Origin of the sequence: Thermus thermamylovorans (assembly GCF_004307015.1) — a bacterium.
Taxonomy (GTDB): domain Bacteria; phylum Deinococcota; class Deinococci; order Deinococcales; family Thermaceae; genus Thermus; species Thermus thermamylovorans.
In genome coordinates, this window is sequence record NZ_SIJL01000002.1 from 175,288 (window position 1) to 194,887 (window position 19,600).

At 70.1% G+C, this 19,600-nt stretch carries 21 protein-coding genes; 15 read left to right on the forward strand and 6 right to left on the reverse strand.

The annotated features are described in order from the left end of the window. The first annotated feature begins 101 nt into the window (after window positions 1-101). Window positions 102-317: a 50S ribosomal protein L31 gene (gene rpmE / locus ETP66_RS02415; RefSeq protein ID WP_130840266.1), complete on the forward strand. Its 216-nt coding sequence runs from the start codon at window positions 102-104 to the stop codon at window positions 315-317. 86 nt (window positions 318-403) lie between these two features. Further along, complete coding sequence (locus ETP66_RS02420) at window positions 404-982, forward strand: thymidine kinase (protein ID WP_130840268.1); 579 nt, start codon at window positions 404-406, stop codon at window positions 980-982. On the opposite strand, the gene ETP66_RS02425 is transcribed toward ETP66_RS02420, so the two are convergent. Continuing rightward, complete coding sequence (locus tag ETP66_RS02425) at window positions 976-1,383, reverse strand: Hsp20/alpha crystallin family protein (RefSeq protein WP_130840273.1); 408 nt, start codon at window positions 1,381-1,383, stop codon at window positions 976-978. The genes ETP66_RS02420 and ETP66_RS02425 overlap by 7 nt on opposite strands. 19 nt (window positions 1,384-1,402) lie before the next feature. Here ETP66_RS02425 and miaA point away from each other — a divergent pair, with 19 nt between their 5' ends. The 4 genes from miaA to ETP66_RS02445 are packed head-to-tail and all read left to right on the forward strand — an operon-like array spanning window position 1,403 to window position 5,561. Beyond that, window positions 1,403-2,311, forward strand: a complete 909-nt coding sequence (gene miaA / locus ETP66_RS02430) for a tRNA (adenosine(37)-N6)-dimethylallyltransferase MiaA (RefSeq protein ID WP_130840275.1) — start codon at window positions 1,403-1,405, stop codon at window positions 2,309-2,311. Between the two features lie 7 nt (window positions 2,312-2,318). Continuing rightward, entirely contained in the window at window positions 2,319-3,734 is a 1,416-nt protein-coding gene (gene gatA / locus ETP66_RS02435) for an Asp-tRNA(Asn)/Glu-tRNA(Gln) amidotransferase subunit GatA (RefSeq protein ID WP_130840277.1), read from the forward strand. Next, a complete protein-coding gene (locus tag ETP66_RS02440; RefSeq protein ID WP_130840279.1) occupies window positions 3,734-4,477 on the forward strand; it encodes a 3'-5' exonuclease in 744 nt (247 codons plus the stop codon). Before gatA ends, ETP66_RS02440 begins: the two co-directional genes overlap by 1 nt. Window position 4,478: 1 nt before the next feature. Beyond that, complete coding sequence (locus ETP66_RS02445) at window positions 4,479-5,561, forward strand: hypothetical protein (protein WP_130840280.1); 1,083 nt, start codon at window positions 4,479-4,481, stop codon at window positions 5,559-5,561. On the opposite strand, the gene csaB is transcribed toward ETP66_RS02445, so the two are convergent. The 3 genes from csaB to ETP66_RS02460 all read right to left on the reverse strand — a co-directional run bounded on the left by csaB (window position 5,536) and on the right by ETP66_RS02460 (window position 9,619). After that, window positions 5,536-6,528 carry a polysaccharide pyruvyl transferase CsaB gene (gene csaB / locus ETP66_RS02450; RefSeq protein WP_130840282.1) on the reverse strand — a complete coding sequence of 331 codons (993 nt, stop codon included), beginning with the start codon at window positions 6,526-6,528 and terminating at the stop codon, window positions 5,536-5,538. The genes ETP66_RS02445 and csaB overlap by 26 nt on opposite strands. Continuing rightward, a complete protein-coding gene (locus tag ETP66_RS02455) occupies window positions 6,513-8,210 on the reverse strand; it encodes a DUF5693 family protein (RefSeq protein ID WP_130840284.1) in 1,698 nt (565 codons plus the stop codon). Before ETP66_RS02455 ends, csaB begins: the two co-directional genes overlap by 16 nt. Window positions 8,211-8,488: 278 nt before the next feature. Next, on the reverse strand, window positions 8,489-9,619 hold the full coding sequence (locus ETP66_RS02460) for an ABC transporter ATP-binding protein (protein ID WP_130840285.1): 1,131 nt from the start codon (window positions 9,617-9,619) through the stop codon (window positions 8,489-8,491). Between the two features lie 140 nt (window positions 9,620-9,759). On the opposite strand from ETP66_RS02460, the gene mscL reads away from it, so the two are divergent. Continuing rightward, a complete protein-coding gene (gene mscL, locus ETP66_RS02465) occupies window positions 9,760-10,140 on the forward strand; it encodes a large conductance mechanosensitive channel protein MscL (protein WP_130840287.1) in 381 nt (126 codons plus the stop codon). On the opposite strand, the gene ETP66_RS02470 is transcribed toward mscL, so the two are convergent. Then, window positions 10,094-10,954, reverse strand: a complete 861-nt coding sequence (locus ETP66_RS02470; protein ID WP_130840289.1) for a hypothetical protein — start codon at window positions 10,952-10,954, stop codon at window positions 10,094-10,096. The two genes, mscL and ETP66_RS02470, sit on opposite strands and share 47 nt — an antisense overlap. 107 nt (window positions 10,955-11,061) lie before the next feature. On the opposite strand from ETP66_RS02470, the gene ETP66_RS02475 reads away from it, so the two are divergent. The 8 genes from ETP66_RS02475 to ETP66_RS02510 are packed head-to-tail and all read left to right on the forward strand — an operon-like array spanning window position 11,062 to window position 19,030. Further along, window positions 11,062-11,391 carry an ArsR/SmtB family transcription factor gene (locus tag ETP66_RS02475; protein ID WP_130840291.1) on the forward strand — a complete coding sequence of 110 codons (330 nt, stop codon included), beginning with the start codon at window positions 11,062-11,064 and terminating at the stop codon, window positions 11,389-11,391. Then, entirely contained in the window at window positions 11,388-13,046 is a 1,659-nt protein-coding gene (locus ETP66_RS12360; protein WP_269089295.1) for a proton-conducting transporter transmembrane domain-containing protein, read from the forward strand. Before ETP66_RS02475 ends, ETP66_RS12360 begins: the two co-directional genes overlap by 4 nt. Then, complete coding sequence (locus ETP66_RS02485) at window positions 13,043-13,897, forward strand: NADH-quinone oxidoreductase subunit H (RefSeq protein ID WP_130840293.1); 855 nt, start codon at window positions 13,043-13,045, stop codon at window positions 13,895-13,897. Before ETP66_RS12360 ends, ETP66_RS02485 begins: the two co-directional genes overlap by 4 nt. Continuing rightward, window positions 13,885-14,517: a hypothetical protein gene (locus tag ETP66_RS02490; protein ID WP_201738449.1), complete on the forward strand. Its 633-nt coding sequence runs from the start codon at window positions 13,885-13,887 to the stop codon at window positions 14,515-14,517. Before ETP66_RS02485 ends, ETP66_RS02490 begins: the two co-directional genes overlap by 13 nt. Window positions 14,518-14,520: 3 nt before the next feature. Beyond that, on the forward strand, window positions 14,521-15,867 hold the full coding sequence (locus tag ETP66_RS02495) for a proton-conducting transporter transmembrane domain-containing protein (protein ID WP_130840295.1): 1,347 nt from the start codon (window positions 14,521-14,523) through the stop codon (window positions 15,865-15,867). After that, a complete protein-coding gene (locus tag ETP66_RS02500) occupies window positions 15,855-17,165 on the forward strand; it encodes a hydrogenase large subunit (RefSeq protein ID WP_038046749.1) in 1,311 nt (436 codons plus the stop codon). Before ETP66_RS02495 ends, ETP66_RS02500 begins: the two co-directional genes overlap by 13 nt. Before the next feature lie 7 nt (window positions 17,166-17,172). Continuing rightward, on the forward strand, window positions 17,173-17,961 hold the full coding sequence (locus ETP66_RS02505) for an NADH-quinone oxidoreductase subunit B family protein (RefSeq protein ID WP_051913560.1): 789 nt from the start codon (window positions 17,173-17,175) through the stop codon (window positions 17,959-17,961). Between the two features lie 10 nt (window positions 17,962-17,971). Beyond that, window positions 17,972-19,030, forward strand: coding sequence for a pyridoxal-phosphate-dependent aminotransferase family protein (locus ETP66_RS02510; protein ID WP_130840297.1), 1,059 nt, complete (start codon window positions 17,972-17,974; stop codon window positions 19,028-19,030). Here the strand turns inward: ETP66_RS02510 and ETP66_RS02515 are convergent. Continuing rightward, entirely contained in the window at window positions 18,993-19,583 is a 591-nt protein-coding gene (locus ETP66_RS02515; protein ID WP_130840299.1) for a TIGR01440 family protein, read from the reverse strand. The genes ETP66_RS02510 and ETP66_RS02515 overlap by 38 nt on opposite strands. Between the last annotated feature and the right edge of the window lie 17 nt (window positions 19,584-19,600).

Consider the following 19,600-nt stretch of genomic DNA (forward strand, 5'->3'; position numbering starts at 1 on the left):
GGGGTTTTGCGCGTGGGGCGGGAGGCTTGCCGCAAAAGGGGGGAGGCCTTAGACTGAGGGGCGGTCCGCGCACGGCCAAGACCGTGCGGAAGGAGGCGAAGGTGAAAGAGGGCATCCATCCCAAGCTGGTACCCGCCCGCATCGTCTGCGGGTGCGGCAACGTCATCCACACCTACTCCACCCGGTCGGAGATCCACGTGGAGGTCTGCAGCAATTGCCATCCCTTCTACACCGGGCAGCAGCGCTTTGTGGACACCGAGGGGCGGGTGGAGCGCTTTCAGCGCCGCTACGGCGACGCCTACCGCAAGGGGCGCTGAGGGGCCTCGGGCCTTCCCAGAGGGCGGGAGGGTCCGGGGCGTGGCCCCCCGCCCGAGGGGTCCCGTAAAATGCCCGCGGAGGAGGGATGCCGCCCACCCTGCACCGCCAAGGATGGATCGAGGTCATCGCGGGGCCCATGTTCTCCGGCAAGAGCGAGGAGCTCATCCGCCGGGTCAGGCGGGCCCTGATCGCCCGGCAGCGGGTAGCCGTCTTCAAGCCTCGGTTGGACGACCGCTACCATCCCCGCCATGTGGTGAGCCATGACGGGGAGAGGGTGGAGGCCATCCCCGTGGCCCAGGCGGCGGAGATGGCGGCCTACCTCGCCCCGCTACCCCAGGTGGTGGCGGTGGACGAGGTGCAGTTTCTGGACCGGGGGCTCGTCCCCCTGGCCGAGGGCCTGGCCCAGGAGGGGGTGCGGGTGATCCTGGCGGGGCTGGACCTGGACTTCCGGGGGGAGCCCTTCGGCGTCATGCCGGAGCTGCTGGCCCGGGCGGAGTTCGTGGAGAAGCTCACCGCCATCTGCCCTCGCTGCGGGGCCTCCGCCACCCGTACCCAGCGCCTGGTGGACGGTAGGCCCGCCCGCTACTCGGACCCCGTGATCCTGGTGGGGGCTGAGGAGCGCTACGAGCCCCGCTGCCGGGCCTGCCACCAGGTGGTTTACTGAGCCAGGGGCAAGGCCGTTCCCTTGCGCTTCCGGAAGCGCACCTCCAGCACCCCCTGGCGCAGGGTGGCCTGGGCGGTGCCCTCCTCTATGGGCCCGGGCAGGTCCAGGGTGCGGCGGAAGGTGCCCATGGGCCTTTCCTCCAGGAGGTAGGTGCCGGGGAGGGGGTGGCGCACCCCGGCCAGGGTGATGCGGCTGCCCTCTTCCAGGAGCTCCAGGTCCTCGGGGCGGACCCCGGGCAGGTCCACCAGGAGCACGTAGTGGTCCTCGTCCTCCAGGAGGTCGGCCCTGGGGACCCAGGCCGCGGCCTCCTCCCCGGTAAGCCGGTAGGCCAGCTCCGCGATGCGCTCCTGCAACTCCTTGAGCTTGCGCAGGGTCTCCAGGCGGTCTAGGCGTTCCAACATGCCCTTAGCATATAAGGAGGTGGAAGCCGTCCCCGTCCTCGCCGGTCCCACGGGAAGCGGCAAAACCCTGCTGGCCCTCCGGCTCGGGGAGGAGCTCCCCCTGGAAGTGGTCTCCGCCGACGCCGCCATGGTCTATCGCGGCCTGGACATCGGCACGGACAAGCCGACCCTCGAGGAAAGGGCCCGGGTACCCCACCACCTGGTGGACGCCCTGGAGCCCAGCGAGGCCATGAGCGTGGCCCGGTGGGTGGGCCTGGCGGAGGGGGCCATCGCCGAGGTCCTGGGCCGGGGGCGGGTGCCCCTGGTGGTGGGGGGGACGGGGTACTACATCCGGGCCCTCTCCGAGGGGCTTCCCCAGCTCCCCCCGCCGGACCCCGGGGTTCAGGAGGCCCTCTGGCGGGAGCTTACCGCCAGGGGCCTGGAGGCTTTGCTCCGCGAGCTCGCCCAGGCCAGCCCCGAGGACGCCCGGCGGGTGGGGAGGAATCCCAGGCGGCTCGTGCGGGCCCTCGAGGTCCTGCGCCGAACGGGCCTGCCCCCGGCCCGCTTCCCCCGGCGCCCGCCCCGCTTCCGCTACCGGAAGCTGGTCCTTTGGCCCGAGCGGGAGTGGCTTTTTCCCAAGCTGGAGGAGAGGGCCAAGCGCCAGTTCGCCCGGGGGCTGGTGGAGGAGGTGCGGGGCCTTTTGGCCCGCTACCCCACCATCCCCACCGCCCTCCAGGCCATCGGCTACAAGGAGGTGGTGGGGTACCTCCGGGGGGAGTACGGCCTGGAGGAGGCCCTCCTGCGGGACATCCGGGCGGTGAAGGCCTACGCCCGGCGCCAGTACACCTGGTTCCGCCGCGAGCCGGGGAATGTGACCTACCTCCCCCGGGGGGGGGAGGCGGCCTACCCCGGGTTCCGGGACTGGCTGGGGCTGCGCTTCGGGCTATAGTGGGGGCATGTTGGCCCACGAGATCCGCGCCCGGGTGGCGCGGGGGGAGGTCTCCCCCCGGGAGGTGGCCCAGGCCTACCTGGAGCGGGTCCGCCGCTTGGACCCCGGCCTCGGGGCCTTCCTCAGCCTGAACGGGAGGCTTTTGGAGGAGGCCGAGGCCCTGGACCCTTCCCTCCCCCTGGCGGGCCTCCTTGTGGCCGTCAAGGACAACATCGCCACCCAAGGGCTTCCCACCACCGCGGGAAGCCGCCTTCTGGAGGGCTTCCTGCCCCCTTACGAGGCCACGGCGGTGGCCCGGCTCAAGGCCCTCGGGGCCCTGGTCCTGGGCAAGACCAACCTGGACGAGTTCGGCATGGGCTCCTCCACGGAACACTCCGTCTTCTTCCCCACCAAGAATCCCTTCGACCCCTCCCGGGTGCCGGGGGGGTCTAGCGGGGGAAGCGCCGCGGCGGTGGCCGCGGACCTGGCCCCCCTGGCCCTGGGCTCGGACACCGGGGGGAGCGTGCGCCAGCCCGCGGCCTTCTGCGGGGTCTACGGCCTCAAGCCCACCTACGGCCGGGTGAGCCGCTATGGCCTCCTCGCCTACGCCTCGAGCCTGGACCAGATTGGCCCCCTGGCCCGCTCGGTGCGGGACCTGGCCCTCCTCCTGGACGCGGTGGCCGGACCCGACCCTCGAGACGCCACCAGCCTGGATCAGCCCCCCCGCTTCGGGGAGGCCCTGGAGGCGCCCCTCCGCCCCTTGCGCCTGGGGGTGGTGCGGGAGGGGCTTTCCGGGAACTCCCGCGGGGTGGAGCGGGCCCTGGAGGAGGCCTTGGGGGTCTTCCAGGGCCTGGGCTTCGCCGTCAGGGAGGTCTCCTGGCCCGCCCTGCTCCAGGCCCTGGCCGCCTACTACATCCTGGCCCCCGCCGAGGCCAGCGCCAACCTGGCCCGCTACGACGGGACCCTTTACGGCTACCGGGCGGAAGGGGAGGAGCTTTGGCGGATGGTGGAGGCCACCCGGGCCCGGTTGGGCCTCGAGGTCAAGCGCCGCATCCTGGTGGGCACTTTCGTCCTCTCCAGCGGCTACTACGAGGCCTACTACGGCCGGGCCCAGGCCTTCCGCCGGCGGCTTAAGGCCGAGGCCCGGGCCCTCTTCCAGGAGGTGGACCTCCTCCTCCTCCCCACCACCCCCCACCCCGCCTTCCCCCTGGGGAGCAGGCCCGACCCCCTGGCCATGTACCGGGAGGACCTCTACACCGTGGGGGCGAGCCTCGCGGGCCTCCCCGCCCTCTCCTTTCCCGCAGGCTTTGAGGAGGGGCTTCCCCTGGGGCTCCAGCTCCTCGCCCCCTGGGGGGAGGACGAGGGGCTTTTGCGGGCGGCTCTGGCCTTCGAGGAGGCCACGGACCGGGCCTTCCTGAAGGCCCCCCTGGGGGAGGCCCTGTAGTGGAGGCCGCCTTCCGCTACCGCCTCGCCACCCGCCTGGCCCGGAGGCTCCGGGCCGAGGGGAGGCCCCTGCCCATGGCCGCCCTGGGGGCGGCCTTGGGGCTCAGGGGGCCGGTGGAGCCCGTGCTCCGCCCTCTTCTGGACGGGCGCTTTCTCCTGGGGGAGGAGGTGGGGCTTTGGGAGTGGCGCTACCCCTTTCCCCCCCACGGGGAGGCAGTGGTGGTCCTGGACCTGGAGACCACGGGCCTGGCTCCGGGCCTGAACGAGGTCATCGAGCTGGCCCTGGTGCGCCTGGAAGGGGGAAGGCGGGAGGCTTTTCAGAGCCTGGTGCGCCCGGCGAGGCCCCCGGGCCCCTTCATCCAGCGGCTCACCGGCATACGGGCCCAGGACCTGGAGGGGGCCCCGCCCCTGGAGGCGGTGCTGGAGCGGGCCTACCCCCTTCTTCAGGGGGCCACCCTGGTGATCCAGAACGCCCCCTTTGACCTCGCCTTTCTCCGCCCGGCCCTGGAGGCCCTGGGCTACCCTCTGGAGAACCCCGTGGTGGACACCCTCCCCTTGGCCAGAAGGGCCATGCGGGGCCTCAAGGGCTACGGCCTGGACGCCCTTTCCCAGGTGCTGGAGCTACCCCCCAGAAGGGAGCACCGGGCCCTTATGGACGTGGAGCGCACCCTTGCCGTGGCTTACGAGGTGTATTATATGCTCACTTCAGGGAGTCCCTGCCCCCTACGGGAGCTCGGGAGGTGATATGACCGCACGCTATGTGCTGACCAGCACCTGTATCCAGACCGGTACCATGGCCCTTACGGTCTCCCTGCGCCAGCACCTCCTCGGGCGGGAGCGGGTGCGCTTTGTGGACGAGGAGGGGGAGGTCTACGAGGCCCAGGTGGACTGGAAGGCCGGGGTGGTGCGGGGGCTTCTGCCCTACTACCGCAAGCGGCGGCTTGCCGTGAACGAGGCCGTCCTCCTCCACTTCCGCGGGGAGGAGGTGGAGCTCAAGGCGGAGCCCAGGAGCCTGCCCAAGGGCCCCACCCCCGACCCGGGCGCCCAGGCCAGGGAGACCCCCCGTCCCCTGCCCCTGGAGGCGCCCGAGCCCCGGCCGGAGAAGCGGCGGGTGCGGGTCACCCCCTACCCCAAGGAGGTCCTCTTCCCCCACGAGCCGCGGCCGCTGGAGCCCCCGGGGGTCACCGAGGACCTGAGGCGGCTCGGTTTCCATCTGGAGGGGGGCCCTCCCTGGGTCTACAAGGCCCCCCTGGGGCGCCGCCAGGTGGCCCTGGCCCTCCTGCGGCCCGGGGAGGGGGAGGCCGCCGACCTCCGCCCCTTCCGCCAGCAGGGGTTCCACACCGCCTTCCTGGCCCCGGAGTCCCAGAAGGAGGGGGTGCCCGGGGGGGCAGGCTACCTCTCTCCGGAGGCGGTGAACCGGCTGGTGCGCCTCAAGGCCCGCTTTCCCCTCTCTCCCCTGGACCTGGAGGATCTCCTCCGCACCGGGCGGGTGGACCTGGAGGCGGTGGAGGCCCTGGAGGACCGTCTGGTGGCCGAACTCTCCGAGCGGGGGGCCTTCGCCGCCCTCCTCCTCCTCCTGGCCAAAAGGCCTTTGGGGGAGGTCTTCCTCCTGGCCGACCTGGAGGCCGAGGCCCTGGAGGAGGGGCTGGTCCCCGAGGTGGTGCGCCAAGGGGTGGAGCTCCTCGCCCAGCCCCCCTTCCTCCTCCTCAAGCGGCTTGCCCCAGGGGAGTTCCTGCTGAGGCAGGAGGTGGAGGAGGCCCTTTCCGACCTGCAGGCCTTCGCCGAGGGGCTCAAGGGCCGCCTCAGCCGCGTCCGTGGGTCCGTTTGACCGGGGCCGTTTCCCCTAGCGCCAGGTCGAAGCTCCGCCGGGCCCGCTCCTTGAGGGCCGCCACCTTCTCCCAGTCGGGGACGCGGCCGTACATGGCCGACTTGGAAAGCTTGATGGGGTCTCCGGGCAGCTCCTGCCAGTAGGCCCCGGCCTCCTTGGCGAAGGCCGCCACCTTGGGGTCGTAGGCCACCCCGGCAAAGGGGGTGCCCGCGGCCGCAGCCAGCACCAGGCCGTGGAGGCGCATGGAGATCACATACCCCGCCTGGGCCACCAGGTAGAGAACCCGCCGGGGGTCGGAGGTCTTCTCGATGCGGTGCAGGTAGAAGGTGTTCATCACCGCGTCGTCGTAGCCGGGCTGCAGGAGGAGGACCAGGACCTGTCGGCCCTCGTGCACCAGGTGGTTGGCGGTGATGTAGAGGTTCTTCAGGGCCTCCCCCGCTACCCCTGCCCGGGGGATGACCACGACCAGGTCCTCCTCCCGCCTCACCGGGGGAGGGGAGAGGAGAAGGGCGGGGTCGGCCCCCAAAGCGGCGGGGATCCCCAGCCGCTCCGCGTAGGCCAGGGAGTCCTGGTCCCGCAGGATCACCGGCACCCCCTTAAGGGCCCGCTGCACCCGCCTTTCCCCGCCGGGGGAAAGGGGCCCCAAGGACTGGTTGAAGACCACCACCCGCCGGCGGAAGAGGCGGGCCATGCGCAGCACCGAGAGGTAGTAGGTGAGGCTCAGGGCGCTGGTGGCGTCCTGCAAAAGCCCCCCGCCCCCCAGAAGCCAAAGGTCGGCCCCCAGGAGGGCCAGGGGGTTGAGGCGGTGGGCAGCGCGGATGCCGTGTTCTCCCGCGGTGCGCCGGGGGTCCCCCGAGAGGGCCAGGACCTCGTGCCCCCGGGCCCTGAGCTCCCGGGCGATGGCCTCCAGGATGGCCTCGTCCCCGGCGTTTTTGAACCCGTAGTACCCCGCTACCCCGACCACCATGCCCTAAGCCTCCTTACCAGGATAACCCCGGCGAGCCCCAGGAGAAGCCCCACCAGGGCGCCATTGACCACCCGGGCCAGGGAGACGGGGAGGGGGGTGTGGTAGTGGCCGAAGGTGTTGAGGATGGAGGCCATGCCGATGGCCGCCAGGAAGAGGAGGCCGTTTTGCACCCAGCGGGGCCAGGGGAGGAGGAGGGCTATGGGGAAGAGGGCGTGGCCGAAGACCTCCTTGAACCGGGGGCGGACCATGAGCTCCTGGAGGAGGCTCCGGAGCCGGAGCTCCAGCTCGGGGACGATGGGGGCCTCGTTGCCCCGGCGCAGGAGGGCCAGGAGGAGGAGGAGGAGGGCCAAGGCGGCGAGGGCCACCTCCCCCAGGCGCAAGGGGTGGTGGAAAAGCCGGGCAAGGGTGCCCCGGAAGTCCCGCTCCAGGAAGCTCAGGGCCACCAGGAGGGGGGGTACCAGGAGGGTGAGGGAGACCCCTCGGAAGGCCTCCAGGCCCAGGACCGTCTCCGGCCTGGAGCCCAGGGCGGAGAGGAAGACCGCCCCCGCCAGGGCGTAGCCCAGGGCGCGGAGCCACATCCAGAGGCCGTTCCTGGGCCCGAGGAAACCCAGGACCGGGAAGACCAGGGCCGCCAGGAGGGCCCCCGCCTGGGGGCCCGCGTACCCCAGGGCCAGGAGGAGGAGGAGAAAGGCCACCAGGGGCCCGTAGACGGGAAGCCCCAGGGCCAGGAGGCCAAGGCCGGCCGCCACCCCCGCCCAGGCGGCGAGGCGGTAGGGGCTTGGGGTGAAGTCCCGGGGGGTGGGCTCCCTTATGGGGACGCCGCCGGCCTCGAGGCCCGCCCGCAGCCTCTGGAGGAAGCGCCCCGTCTCCTCAGGGTAGGGGTAGGGCCTCAGGTAGAGGAGCTGGTGGCCCCGCTCCCGGGCGGCCAGGACGTACTTGTCCGCGGCCTCCTCCGGGGGGAGGGTGAGCTGCCACTCGTAGCGCAGGCTGAAAAGCCGCAGGAGACCCCCCTCGCGGTAGGCGCCGAGGCCCGGCTGGGGGACACCCTCGATGAGGGCCACGGGGCGGTCCACCAGGGCCTTCGCCTCCCCCAGGCGGTAGGGGTGGCCCAGGGCCTCCACCCCGGCGAAGACCACCGCGTCCGCTTCCTCGGGCACCAGGGGAAGGCCGGGGTCCAGGCGGCGCAGGCGGTGGTTGAGGGGGCGCACCGCCACGTAAAACCCTGCCTCCTTGGCCCGTCGCACCTCCGCCAGGGGGTAGAAGGCGGGGAAGGCCAGCACGTCCAGGGGGAAGCCCAGCCAGGGGCCCACCCGCTCGCTGGGGAGGTCGTAGGCCCGGGAGAGGAGGTCCAGAAGCCAGCCCTCCCCCTGGAGGTAGTACCAGCCGGGCCGGGCGGGGAGCCCGGCCTCCGCCAGCTCCCTCCCCGGGCGGTAGAGGAGAGCCCCCCGGTCCACCCAGTCCCGCACGGTGCGCTCGGGGAAGGCCACTCCCCCTACCCCCAGCTCCCGGTAGGCCAGGAGCAGGGCCAAAGGCTCCTGGCCCCGGATGCGGGCCTCGTCCCAGAGGGCCTGTCCGTCCAGGAGGAGGAGGGCCTCCGGCCGCTCCGCCTCCAGCCTGGGGAGGAGGGCCAGGAGGGAGGGGAGGAGGGCCAGGAGGATCAGGGCGTCCAGGAGGCGCTTCATGCCCCCCTCCCCGGGGGTGTCTTCGGGGCTCGGTCCAGGCCGCTCACCCCCCCATCATAAGGGGGGAGCCGCCTCCTCCCCGGGCCCTGGCCCCGGTTTCCCCCTGGGGGCCCCGCGGAGGCCGCGGGCCCGCCCGCTTCCCCCTATCGGGTCAGGCGGCTCCCGGGCGCGGGCATCTGAGCACCCCGTCGTGGCTTGCGCCACGGCGGGGGCACCAGAAAGCCGATGGAAAAGCCACCTGAGCCTTTGCCTATGGGGCAACCTTGGTGCACAGGCACCTAGCGGGCCACCGCGGCCCGCTCCTGCGCGTGGCCGATGGTGCGCTCGGTCTCCAGATCGAAGGCGTGGAGGCGGGCGGTGTCGGCGAGGAGGTCCACCCGGTCCCCGGGCTTGACGGGGGCGTGGCCGTCCACCTTGGCCACCAGGACGGTGCCGTCCACGCTCACGTGGATCTCCGTCTCCGCCCCCAGGGGCTCGGCCACCTCCACCTCGCCGCGGATGACGTTTTCCTCCTCGGGAATCACCGTGTAGCCCTTCAGGCCCAGGTGCTCGGGGCGGATCCCCATCCAGACCTCCTTCCCCGCGTGGGGCCGGGCCGCCTGGCCCAGGACGGGGTTGGCCTGCACCCGGAGGCCGGGGGCCACCAGGTAGACCCTTTCCCCCTGGACCTCCACCCGGGCGCGGATGAAGTTCATGGAGGGGCTGCCGATGAAGCCGGCCACGAAGCGGTTGGCGGGGAAGTCGTAGAGGTTGAGGGGGGTGTCCACCTGCTGGATCTCCCCGTCCTTCATGACCACGATGCGGTGGCCCAGGGTCATGGCCTCCACCTGGTCGTGGGTCACGTAGATGGTGGTGACGCCGAGGCGCCTTTGCAGCTTGGCGATCTCGGCCCGCATCTCCACCCGGAGCTTGGCGTCCAGGTTGGAGAGGGGCTCGTCCATGAGGAAGACCTTGGGTTCGCGGACGATGGCGCGGCCCATGGCCACCCGCTGCCGCTGGCCGCCGGACAGTTCCCGGGGCTTGCGGGTGAGGAGGTGCTCGATCTTGAGGATGCGGGCGGCCTCCTTTACCCGGCGGTCGATCTCGTCCTTGGGGTAGCGGCGGAGGCGGAGGCCGAAGGCCATGTTCTCGTAAACGTTCATGTGGGGGTAGAGGGCGTAGTTTTGGAAGACCATGGCGATGTCGCGGTCCTTGGGGGGGACGTCGTTCACCAGGCGGTCGCCGATGAAGATCCTGCCCTCGGAGATCTCCTCCAGCCCCGCGATCATGCGCAGGGTGGTGGTCTTGCCGCAGCCGGAGGGCCCCACGAAGACCACGAACTCCCCGTCCTCGGTTTCCAGGTTGAAGTCCTTGACGGCCACCACCTTGCCGAAGCGCTTCCACACCTGCTCCAGCCTCACCTTGGCCATCCTTCACCTCCAAGACCCCGCGCTTTGAGCACCTTTGGGCCCATCGGGGGTACACGCCGATTTTAGCAGGGCCTTCGCCGGAGGTCCTCTATGATGGACGGGTCCGGGAAGTGGGACCGTTGGGTTGGTGGAGGTGCGCTATGTTGAAAGGGTTCAGGGACTTTTTGATGCGGGGCAACGTGGTGGACCTGGCGGTGGCGGTGGTCATTGGGGGAGCCTTCGGCCAGGTGGTGAACTCCTTGGTGGCGGATGTGCTTACCCCCCTGATCGGAGCCCTGGGGGGCGCTCCCGACTTCTCCGCCCTCAAGCTGGGTCCTGTGGCCGTCGGCAAGTTCGTCAACGCCCTGGTGAACTTCGTGGTGGTGGGGGTTGCCATCTACTTCCTGGTGGTGGTGCCCATGCAGGGGGTGCAGAAGCGCCTCAAAAGGGAGGCGGAGGCGGTGCCCTCTCCACCTCCCGAGCCTCCGGAGGAGGTCAGGCTTCTTCGGGAGATTCTCGCGGAGCTCCGGAAGCGGGCCTGAGCCGGTTCCAGAGGAAAAGGGCCAGGTACCCTAGGCCCAGCTCCGGCCTGGGGTGGGTGGTTACCGAAAGGGCGAAGGCGTGGAAGAGGAGGCTTTCCAGGGCGAAGCGCGGGCTACGCAGGAAGAGCTCCTTCAGGGGTCGGCCCTGGCGCAGGGCGAGGAGCCCGAGGTAGGGCAGGTAAGGCCAGGGGCCGGTGGCGAACCCCAGGGCGGAAAGCCCCAGGCTGGCGAAGGCCAGGCCTCGAGCCCAGGGCAGGGGATCGGGCCCCAGGGGGCGGAGCTCTTCCCACTGCGGCACCTCCTCCCCCGGCCAGGGGGTCCTTAGGAGGAGGAGCCTTTGGCCCTCGTGCCCCCCCAGGTAGAGGGTAGGGTGGGGGGCCACCCCCAGGGGGAGGAGGCGGGCGGGGTTTTCCCCCAGTTCCCGGAAGAGGAGGGGGTCCAGGGGCAGGCCGTCCACCAGGAACCAGGCGTGGGGCCTTCCCGAGAGGAGGAAGCCCAGGGCCCTCTCTACCCGGTGGCCCCGGTGGGCGAGGATCCCGGGCCAGGCCTCGGGGGGCTCCCGCAGGAGGAGGCCCCGCCAAGGGGGGGCGGAGCGGAGGGGGGAGGCCTCGAGGCGGAAGCGGGCTTCCAGGACCTCATCGGGCTCCAGTTGGAAGCGGGCCAGGAGGTTGCCCCGGTGGGCGTAGGCCTCCAAGGGCCTCTTGGAGAGGGCGAGGTCCCAGACCCTTTGGCCAGGAAGATCCTGGGGCAAGGGGAGGATGACCTCTTGGGGGCCAGGGGCGCGGGTGCGCAGGAGGAAGGCCGATGCGCTCATGGTGGACCGCTAAAGGGGCATGATACCACCGCTTGCCTTGACGAAGGGGACAGGGGGACCTAAGGTTATAGATATGTGGCTATGCGCATATAACCATAGGAGGCTATATGCCTAGCGCCCTCCACCGGTACAAGGCGGAGTTCTTCAAGGCTCTGGCCCATCCCTTGCGCCTGGCCATCCTGGACGCTCTTCGGGAAGGCGAGAGGTCGGTGTCCTCCCTTCAGCGGGAGCTTTCGGTGCCCCAGTCCGCCCTTTCCCGCCAGCTGGCCCTGCTGAGGGAGAGGGGGCTGGTGGAGGCCAGGCGAGAGGGGCAGATGGTCTACTACCGCCCGCGGGACCCCGAAGTCTACGCCTTTTTGGATTTGGGGCGCCGTATCTTCGCGCGGCACCTCGAGGCCGAGAGGGATCGCTTGGCCGCTTTGAAGGAGGAAACGTGAGCGAGGGGGTGATGGTCAGCGCTTTGGCCCTGGTGGGGGCCTCCCTCGTGGGCCTGCGGGGATGGGACTCTAGGGGCTACACCTGGCTCCTCGGTTTGGCCGGGGTGGGTTTCCTTTGGGCGGGGGAGGCAGTTTGGTTCGGGGAGGGGGGTGCTGCGGGTGTCTTCCTGCTCCTCCTGGGCCTGCTCACCCTGGCCTTGGCCTCCTACCTGCCCGAGTACCTGGGCCACCACCCCAAGGAGGCCCCGGTCTATGCCTTCTTGGTGCCCCTCTTTCTCTTGGCCATGGTGGGGGTGGCCCAGGCGCCCCCTGGGTTACCCTTCCTCTTCTTCTGGGAGGGGATGGCCCTGCTGGGTTACCTCCTGGTGGCCCTCGAGGGGCCCAAGGCCCAGGCAGGGGCCAGGGCCTTTTTCCTGGCCAGCCGCCTCTCCGGGGCCGGGCTGTACCTGGCTTTTCTGGGGCAGGGGCATCTGGGACCTGACTGGATCTGGGCGGGCCTCCTGGTGGGCTTCGGCGTCAAAGCCGCCCTTTTCCCCTTCCACCTCTGGCTTCCCCGGGCCCACCCTGTGGCCATCAGCCCGGTTTCCGCCTTGCTGTCTGGGGCCATGACCAAGCTGGGCCTTTACGGCCTCTTCCAAGCCCAAACCTGGTTCGGTCCTCCTCCGGTGTGGGTGGGCTTTGCCCTGGTCCTCCTGGGGCTCTTCGGGGCGGTGTACGCCTTGGTACGGGGTCTGGCGGAAGAAGACCTCAAGGGAGCCCTGGCCTACTCCAGCGTGGAGAACCTGGGGCTCATGCTGGCCGCCTTAGGGGGTTACTTCCTCACCGGGAAGGCCCTCTTTCTGGGGGCTTTCTTTCTGCACCAGGTGGGGCACGCCCTCTTCAAGGGGCTTCTCTTTCTCGGCTCGGGGGCCCTGTCCGAAAGGCAGCTCTCCCGCCTGGGGGGGCTTTGGCACCGGATGCCCCTTTTGGGAGGCCTCGTCTTGCTGGGCATGGCGGTGGGGGCGGGCCTGCCTCCCGGAGCGGTCTTTGCCGCAGAGTGGGTCCTCTACCAGGGGTTCCTCTTTGCCCCTGGCCTCCTGCCCTTGGGCGTGGGGGCTTTGGCCCTGGTGGGGGCTCTGGCCCTTTACTTCTACGTGCGGCTTTTCGGGCTAGCCTTTCTGGGCGCACCCCGGGGGGAGGTGGCCTTGCACCTGGGCCCGGGCATGAGGTTCGGCCTCCTGGTCTTGGCGGTTTTCCTTGTGGGCCTGAGCCTCTTCCCGCAGCAGTTCCTGCGCCCCCTGGGCCAGGGGCTTTACCCCAGCTGGATCCCGTGGGGCCTCCTGGCGCTTGCCTTAGGGCTTTACCGCTGGCTTGACCGCAGGCCCAGCCGCTCCTACGGCACCTGGGACTGCGGCTTCCAGCCCCTGACCTCCAGGATGCAGCCCAACGCCCTGGGCTTCTCCGAGCCCGCTTTGCGCCTCTTTCCCTTCCTGCGCCTAAGGGTGGGGGAGAGGCCAGAGCTGGACGAGCCCCTGGAGCGGGTTTACCAGGGGGTGGGGGAGGGGTTTGGCTGGGCCACTCGCCTGGTGCAGGCCCTGCAGTCGGGAAGCCTGCACTTTTACCTTCTCCTGCAGCTCCTCACCCTGGTGGTGGTGATGGGGGTGGTGCTCCTATGACGGCGCTTTTGTTCCTCCTTCTGGCCCCCCTCTTCGGCGGGAGCGTGAAGTGGCTGAAGGCCCGGCTCACCCACCGCCAGGGGGCAAGCCCCCTTCTGGAGTACCGCAACTTGGCTAAGCTTCTGAGTAAGGCCTGGGTGAGGCCTGGCCTCAGCACCCCGGTTTCCCTCCTGGGGCCCACCTTAGCCCTTTTGGGCGCCCTGGCCGCAGCCCTCTTCCTGCCCCTGCTTCCCGGCCTAAGCTTCGCCGGGGACTTCCTGGTGGCCCTTTACCTCCTCAATCTGGGGCGGTTTTTCCAGATGCTGGCCGCCTTGGACACGGGGAGCGCCTTCGGGGCCCAGGGAAGCTACCGGGAGGGCTTGGTGACCATCCTGGCGGAGCCGGGGACCCTCATGGCCTTGGGGGCGGCGGCGTTGGCGGGGGAGGGCTTAGGCCTAGCGGGCCTGCCGGTGCTGGGGCCGGAGAACGCCCTGGTCCTCCTCCTGGTGCTGGCCTCCTTGGCGGTGGCCCTGTTGGCGGAAGGGGCGCGGATGCCTGTGGACGATCCCACCACCCACCTGGAGCTCACCATGGTCCACGAGGCCCAGCTCCTGGATCACGGGGGGCCCTTGCTGGCCCTTTACGAGCTGGCCGCCGCGGTGAAAATGCTCTTCTACGCGGGGCTTATGGCCCTCCTTCTTCCCGGTCCCAAGGTCTTGGTCTTCATGGGGGTGGTGCTGGCCTGGGTACTGGTTTTGGGCTACTTGGAAACCTTTGGGGTGAAGCTTCGCTACCTGAGGCTTCCCGACTTTCTTTCCTACAACACCCTCTTTGGGGTGCTGGCGCTTTTGGGGGCGATATGGAAGTTTTGAACACGCTGGTGCTGGCGGTGTTGGCCACGGGCTTCCTGATGGTGAGCCGCAGGAGCCTGGATGCGGTCATCCGCCTTTACGCCTTGCAGAACGTGCTCTTGGCCCTGGTTTCCTTCGGGCTGGCCCAGGGGGAGCTTCACTTCGTGCTGGCGGGGCTGGCCCTTTTCGTCCTCAAGGGGGTGGCCATTCCCTGGTACCTCTTCTGGCTCCTGGACCGCCTCGAGGTGAGCCACGAGGTAGAGGGGTACCTTTCCGTTTCCTTCTCCCTCCTTCTGGCAGGTCTTCTCATAGCCTTGGCCTTTCGGGTGGGAGCGGTTTTTGTCCTGCCGGAGGCCCCCTTGCCCCAAGGGGTTCCGGTGGCCCTCTCCCTGGTCCTCCTGGGGATGCTCTCCATGGTGAGCCGGAAGAAGGCCATCAGCCAGGTGTTGGGCTTTTTGGCCCTAGAGAATGGGGTTTTCTTGTTGGCCCTCTCCGAGAGCCACGGCCTGCCCCTCTTCGTGGAGCTGGGGGTAGCCCTGGACGCCTTCGCCGCCGTCTTCCTGGCGGGGGTTCTCATCTTCCGCATCAAGGGGGTGATGGGCCACGTGGACACCGCCCGCATGCGGGCCCTGAGGGGGTAGGGGATGCTTTACGGGCTCCTGTTGCTACCCCTTTTGGTCTTCCTGGGCCGCCGGGATAAGGGGGCGCTGGTGCGGCTTTCGGTGCTGCTCCCGATCCTCTCCGCCCTCCTGGCCCCCCTCCTCCTGGGTCAGATGGCGGGCCCCTTCTGGCTGGATGGGGTGGGCCTTTTCTACCTCATGCTCACCGACCTTCTTTTCGCCCTCATCGCCCTCTTCGCCCGGGGCTACTTCAGCGAGGAGGAGGCCTGGCGTTTCTACTGGGCAGGGGGCCTCTTTCTGGGGGCGGCTCACGGGGCCTATTTGGCCCACAACCTGGGGGTGCTCTGGATCTTCGTGGAGGGCTCCACCCTGGCCTCGGCCCTTCTCGTGTACCACAAGGGGGGAGCGAGGGCCCTCGAGGCCACCTGGAAGTACCTCATGCTGGGGAGTGTGGGCATCGCCCTGGGGCTGATCGGGGTGATCCTGGTCTACGCCCTTCTCTCGGGGGCCACCTTGGACTGGCGGGAGGCCCGGGCCCTGGTGGGGAGCGCCAACCCCGAGGGGCTCAAGCTGGCCTTCGCCCTCCTCCTGGTGGGCTTCGGCACCAAAGTGGGGCTTTTCCCCCTGCAGGCTTGGCTCCCAGACGCCCACGCCGAGGCCCCAGGGCCGGCCTCGGCCCTGCTTTCTGGAACCCTCCTCAACGTGGCCTTCTACGCCCTCTTGCGCTACACCGCCCTCATGCAGGCCGCAGGGCTCTTTCCCTTCGCCTCCGGCCTCCTCTTGGCCTTCGGCCTCCTGAGCCTTTTGGCGGCGGGGTTTTTCCTCTACGGGCAGAAGGAGTACAAGCGCCTTCTGGCCTACTCCAGCATGGAGCACATGGGCTTGGCGGTCTTCGCCCTGGGCCTGGGCCTGCCCTGGCTGGCCCTCTTCCACACCCTGGCCCACTCCCTGGCCAAGACCCTGGCCTTTTTGGGCGCAAGCGGCATCCTGGCCCTCAGCCACGCCAAGGAGGTGGGGCGGGTGGGGGGGCTTTTCCGTTCCCTCCCCGCTTTGGGGGTGCCCTTCGTCCTGGCCTTGGCGGCCTTGGGGGGGCTTCCTCCTTTCCCCCTCTTCTTTGCGGAGTTCAAGGCGGTGGAGGCGGCCATGCGCTACCCCCTGCTGGCGGCTTTGTACCTGGTGGGGCTGGGTTTGGCCTTTGCGGGCCTCCTCGGCCCCATGACCCAGATGGGCTTTGGGCCGGGCCGCCCCTGGAAAGCCCAGGAGCTGGACCTGTGGGCTTTGTGGCTGCTTCTGGCGGTGCTCTTCCTCCTGGGGGTCCGCCCGCCGGTGGAGGTCTTCCAGGCCCTGGAGGTGGTGCTGTGGACGCGGTGAAGGAAGCCTTGAGGGAGGGGCGTCCCGTGGCCCTCTTTCCCGATGGGGAGGGGGTGGTTTTGGTGACGGAGGTGGGGCGGGACGTGAGGGTGTTTCGCTTCGGAGAGGGAAGGCGCTTCCCCAGCCTGGCCGCGGAGTTCCCCTCCATGGACTGGTGGGAGCGGGCCCTCTGGGAGCGGGGGTACACCCCGGAAGGGCATCCGGACCCAAAGCCCTTGCGTCGGCACGACCTGCCCTACGCCTTCCGCGAGTTCAAGGAACTGCACGAGGTGCCCGTGGGTCCGGTGCACGCCGGCATCATTGAGCCTGGCCACTTCCGCTTCAGCGTCCTGGGGGAGCGGATCGTGAACCTGGAGATCCGCCTGGGTTACCAGCACAGGGGCCTTTTGGCCCTCCTCCCGGGCAAGGGTCCTGAGGCTGCCCTCCTCTTGGTGGAGCGCGCAGGGAGTGAGCCCCTGGCCCACGCTCTGGCCTTCGCCCAGGCCTGGGAGGAAGCCTTGGGGCGGAAGGCCCCGCCCCGGGCGCAGGCCCTGCGCCGGGCGGCCTTGGAGCTGGAGCGGGCCTTCGGGCACCTTGGGCACCTGGCGGGGCTTTTCACCGATATCGGCTACGCCTACGGGGCCACCCAGGTGGGGCGCATCCGGGCCCTCCTCCAAGGGGAGCTGGACCGCCTCACCGGGCACCGCTACGGGCGCAACTTCCTGCGGGTGGGAGGGGTGTGGCGGGAAGGGCGGCCCGACCTCTCCGCCTTGGCTCTTTACCGGGAGGAGCTGGCCCGCCTCCTGCCCCGGCTCCTCAAGCACCCCCAGGTGCTGGACCGGATGCGCTACGTAGGGGTGGTGCGCCGAGTGGAGGCCGAGGCCTTGGGCTTCGTGGGGCCCACCGCCCGGGCCAGCGGGGTGGCCCGCGACCTCCGGCAGGACGACCCCGCCTACTCGAGCTTCCAGCCGGTGGTGCGCCAGGGGGGGGACGTCCTGGCCCGGGCCCAGGTCTACGCGGAGGAAACCCTGCAGGCCCTGGACTATGCCCTTCACTTCCTCACCCATCTTCCCGAGGGCCCTTTGGCCCAGGACCTGCCCCCCGGGGACGGGGAGGCCATGGCCCGGGTGGAGGCGGGGCGGGGGGAGGTCTTCTGGTTCGTGCGGGTGGCGGGGGGAGAGGTAGCCTTGGCCGAAGGGGTGGATCCCTCCTTCAAGAACTGGCGGGCTTTGGAGCTGGCGGTACGGGGGGAAGGCCTGCCCGACTTTCCCCTCTGCAACAAGTCCTTCGACCTGTCCTACGCGGGCAACGACCTTTAGGGGGAATATGAGCCTAATGCAAACCTTACGCATCGGTCGTTTGGCCCGGCCCCTCGAGGACCTCCTCAGGGTACCGGACCACGCCTTCGGCTACCCCCTCCTGCGCCCCGAGGGCCTCACGGAGGAAGCGCAGGAGGCGCTCCTTGGCCTCTGTCCCAGCGGGGCCTTCTTCCGGGAGGGGCGGACCTTCGGTCTGGACCTGGCCCGTTGTGTGGGCTGCGGGCGCTGCGCCCTGGCCCGCCCCGAGGCGGTAGGGGAGATGAAGCGCCTTGAGGTGGCCGTGACCCGTAAGGAGGACCTGGTTCAGCGGGTGGACCTGGAGCGCGGCACCTTCCTGGACCCCGGTCCCCCGCCCCCGCCGCGCCCCGAGCTGGCCCTCCCTACCCTGGCCTTCCGGGAGGTGAGCGCTGGGGACACAGGCCTTGCGGACTCGGAGGTGGCCCTTGCGGGCAACCCCTTCAACGACATGGGGCGGTTCGGCTTTTCCGTGGTGGCCTCGCCCCGGCACGCCGACGCCCTCTTGGTCACGGGCCCGGTGAGCCGCAACATGGCTGAGGCCCTCCGGCGTACCTACGAGGCCGTGCCGGAGCCCAAGGGGGTGGTGGCCGTGGGCAACGAGGCCATCTCCGGCGGGGTGTTTGCGGGTAGCCCCGAGGTGGTGGGCGGGGTGGACCGGGTGGTGCCCGTGGACGTTTACGTGCCCGGCGACCCCCCGCGCCCTGGGGCCATCCTCTTTGGCCTCCTCCTCCTGGCGGGCCGGGTGCGCCAGCGCCTGGTGGGCGGGGTCTTGCGCTAAGCTTTTCCCCATGGACTGGCTCCTCACCCCTGGACCCGTACGGCTTCACCCTAAGGCTTTGCAGGCCCTGGCCCGCCCCCAGCTTCACCACCGCACCGAGCCCGCCCGGGAGCTTTTCCTAAAGGCTCGCACCCTCCTCCAGGAAGCCTTCCGCACGCAAGGAGAGGTCCTGATCCTCACGGGAAGCGGCACCCTGGCCATGGAGGCTTTGGTCCTAAACCTCTTTGCCCCTGGGGAAAGGGTGCTGGTGCCCGTCTACGGCAAGTTCTCCGAGCGCTTCGCCGAGATCGCGGAGAGCGCGGGGCTGGAGGTGGACCGCCTGGAGCTTCCCTACGGGAAGGTGCCCACCCCGGAGAGGGTGGCCAGGCCGGGGTATGCGGGCCTCCTCCTGGTGCACTCCGAGACCTCCACCGGGGCCCTGGCCGACCTCCCCGCCCTGGCCCAGGCCTTCCGGGAGGCCAACCCCGAAGGCCTGGTGGGGGCGGACATGGTCACGAGCCTTTTGGTGCGGGAGGTGGCCCTCGAGGCCTGGGGAGTAGACGCTGCGGCCTCCGGTAGCCAAAAGGGCCTCATGTGCCCCCCGGGGCTGGGTTTTGTGGCCCTGAGCCCAAGGGCCCTGGAAAGGCTTAGGCCCCGGGGCTACTACCTGGACCTCACCCGGGAACTCAAGGCCCAGCGGGAAGGGGAGAGCGCCTGGACCCCGGCCATCAACCTGGTGGGGGCGGTGGCTGCGGTCTTGGAGGAGGTCCTACCCCGGCTGGAGGCGCACCTGGCCCTCAAGGCCTGGCAGAACGACCTCCTCTACCAGGTGGGGGAGGAGCTGGGCCTCTTGGCGGTGCCCGAGGCGAGGAGCCCGGCGGTGGCCGCCTTCCACCTGCCGGAGGGGGTGCCTTACCGGGCGGTAAAGGAGGCCTTCGCCCGCCGCCACGCGGTCATCGCCGGGGGGCAGGGGCCCCTCAAGGGGAAGATCTTCCGCCTTTCCCTCATGGGCCACTACGACCGCTACGAAGCCCTGGGGGTGGCGGCCCTCTTCAAAGAGGCCTTTGCCGATATTCTTCCACCTTCTTGAGCATCTCCTCCCGGGTGTAGACCGCCCGGGCCCCGCCCACCAGCTTGGGTCGGGTCTTAGCGGCGAGGAGTACCGCCTCCCCGATCCGCCGCAGGGAAAGCCGGAGGGGCACGGCCACCGGGCGGAGGTGCATGCCGATCAGCACCCCGCCCACGTCCATCCCCCCCTGGGCCTGGGCCTTCAGGGACTCCACCATCACCGGGTTTTGGAAGCGTAAGAAGGCGGCGGTGGCCAGGCTGCCCCCCGCCTTGGGGTGGGGGTAGACCGTGACCTCCTCCAGGCCATAGGCCCGGGCGGCTTCCCGCTCCACCACCAGGGCCCGGTTCAGGTGCTCGCACCCCTGGACCGCCACCCATATTCCCCGCTCCAACAAGGGGGGAAGGAGGCCTTCCAGGATGGCCTCGGCGGCCTCGAGGCTCGGCCTCGTCCCCACCTTCTCCCCTAAAACCTCGCTGGTGGAGCCCCCCAGAACGAAGAGGCTTCCCCGCTCCATGGGGAAGAGCTCCAGAAACTCCCGGATGGCGGCTTCCGCCTGGCGCTTCAGGTTTTCCATGGCCTCAGGCTACACCC

Excerpts from the sequence above, each read along its gene's own strand:
- ETP66_RS02420 (WP_130840268.1), top strand. The coding sequence starts at position 404 with ATGCCGCCCACCCTGCACCGCCAAGGATGGATCGAGGTCATCGCGGGG.
- ETP66_RS02425 (WP_130840273.1), bottom strand. The coding sequence starts at position 1,383 with ATGTTGGAACGCCTAGACCGCCTGGAGACCCTGCGCAAGCTCAAGGAG.
- gatA (WP_130840277.1), top strand. The coding sequence starts at position 2,319 with ATGTTGGCCCACGAGATCCGCGCCCGGGTGGCGCGGGGGGAGGTCTCC.
- ETP66_RS02445 (WP_130840280.1), top strand. The coding sequence starts at position 4,479 with ATGACCGCACGCTATGTGCTGACCAGCACCTGTATCCAGACCGGTACC.
- csaB (WP_130840282.1), bottom strand. The coding sequence starts at position 6,528 with ATGGTGGTCGGGGTAGCGGGGTACTACGGGTTCAAAAACGCCGGGGAC.
- ETP66_RS02455 (WP_130840284.1), bottom strand. The coding sequence starts at position 8,210 with ATGAAGCGCCTCCTGGACGCCCTGATCCTCCTGGCCCTCCTCCCCTCC.
- ETP66_RS02460 (WP_130840285.1), bottom strand. The coding sequence starts at position 9,619 with ATGGCCAAGGTGAGGCTGGAGCAGGTGTGGAAGCGCTTCGGCAAGGTG.
- mscL (WP_130840287.1), top strand. The coding sequence starts at position 9,760 with ATGTTGAAAGGGTTCAGGGACTTTTTGATGCGGGGCAACGTGGTGGAC.
- ETP66_RS02470 (WP_130840289.1), bottom strand. The coding sequence starts at position 10,954 with ATGAGCGCATCGGCCTTCCTCCTGCGCACCCGCGCCCCTGGCCCCCAA.
- ETP66_RS02475 (WP_130840291.1), top strand. The coding sequence starts at position 11,062 with ATGCCTAGCGCCCTCCACCGGTACAAGGCGGAGTTCTTCAAGGCTCTG.
- ETP66_RS02485 (WP_130840293.1), top strand. The coding sequence starts at position 13,043 with ATGACGGCGCTTTTGTTCCTCCTTCTGGCCCCCCTCTTCGGCGGGAGC.
- ETP66_RS02490 (WP_201738449.1), top strand. The coding sequence starts at position 13,885 with ATGGAAGTTTTGAACACGCTGGTGCTGGCGGTGTTGGCCACGGGCTTC.
- ETP66_RS02495 (WP_130840295.1), top strand. The coding sequence starts at position 14,521 with ATGCTTTACGGGCTCCTGTTGCTACCCCTTTTGGTCTTCCTGGGCCGC.
- ETP66_RS02505 (WP_051913560.1), top strand. The coding sequence starts at position 17,173 with ATGAGCCTAATGCAAACCTTACGCATCGGTCGTTTGGCCCGGCCCCTC.
- ETP66_RS02510 (WP_130840297.1), top strand. The coding sequence starts at position 17,972 with ATGGACTGGCTCCTCACCCCTGGACCCGTACGGCTTCACCCTAAGGCT.
- ETP66_RS02515 (WP_130840299.1), bottom strand. The coding sequence starts at position 19,583 with ATGGAAAACCTGAAGCGCCAGGCGGAAGCCGCCATCCGGGAGTTTCTG.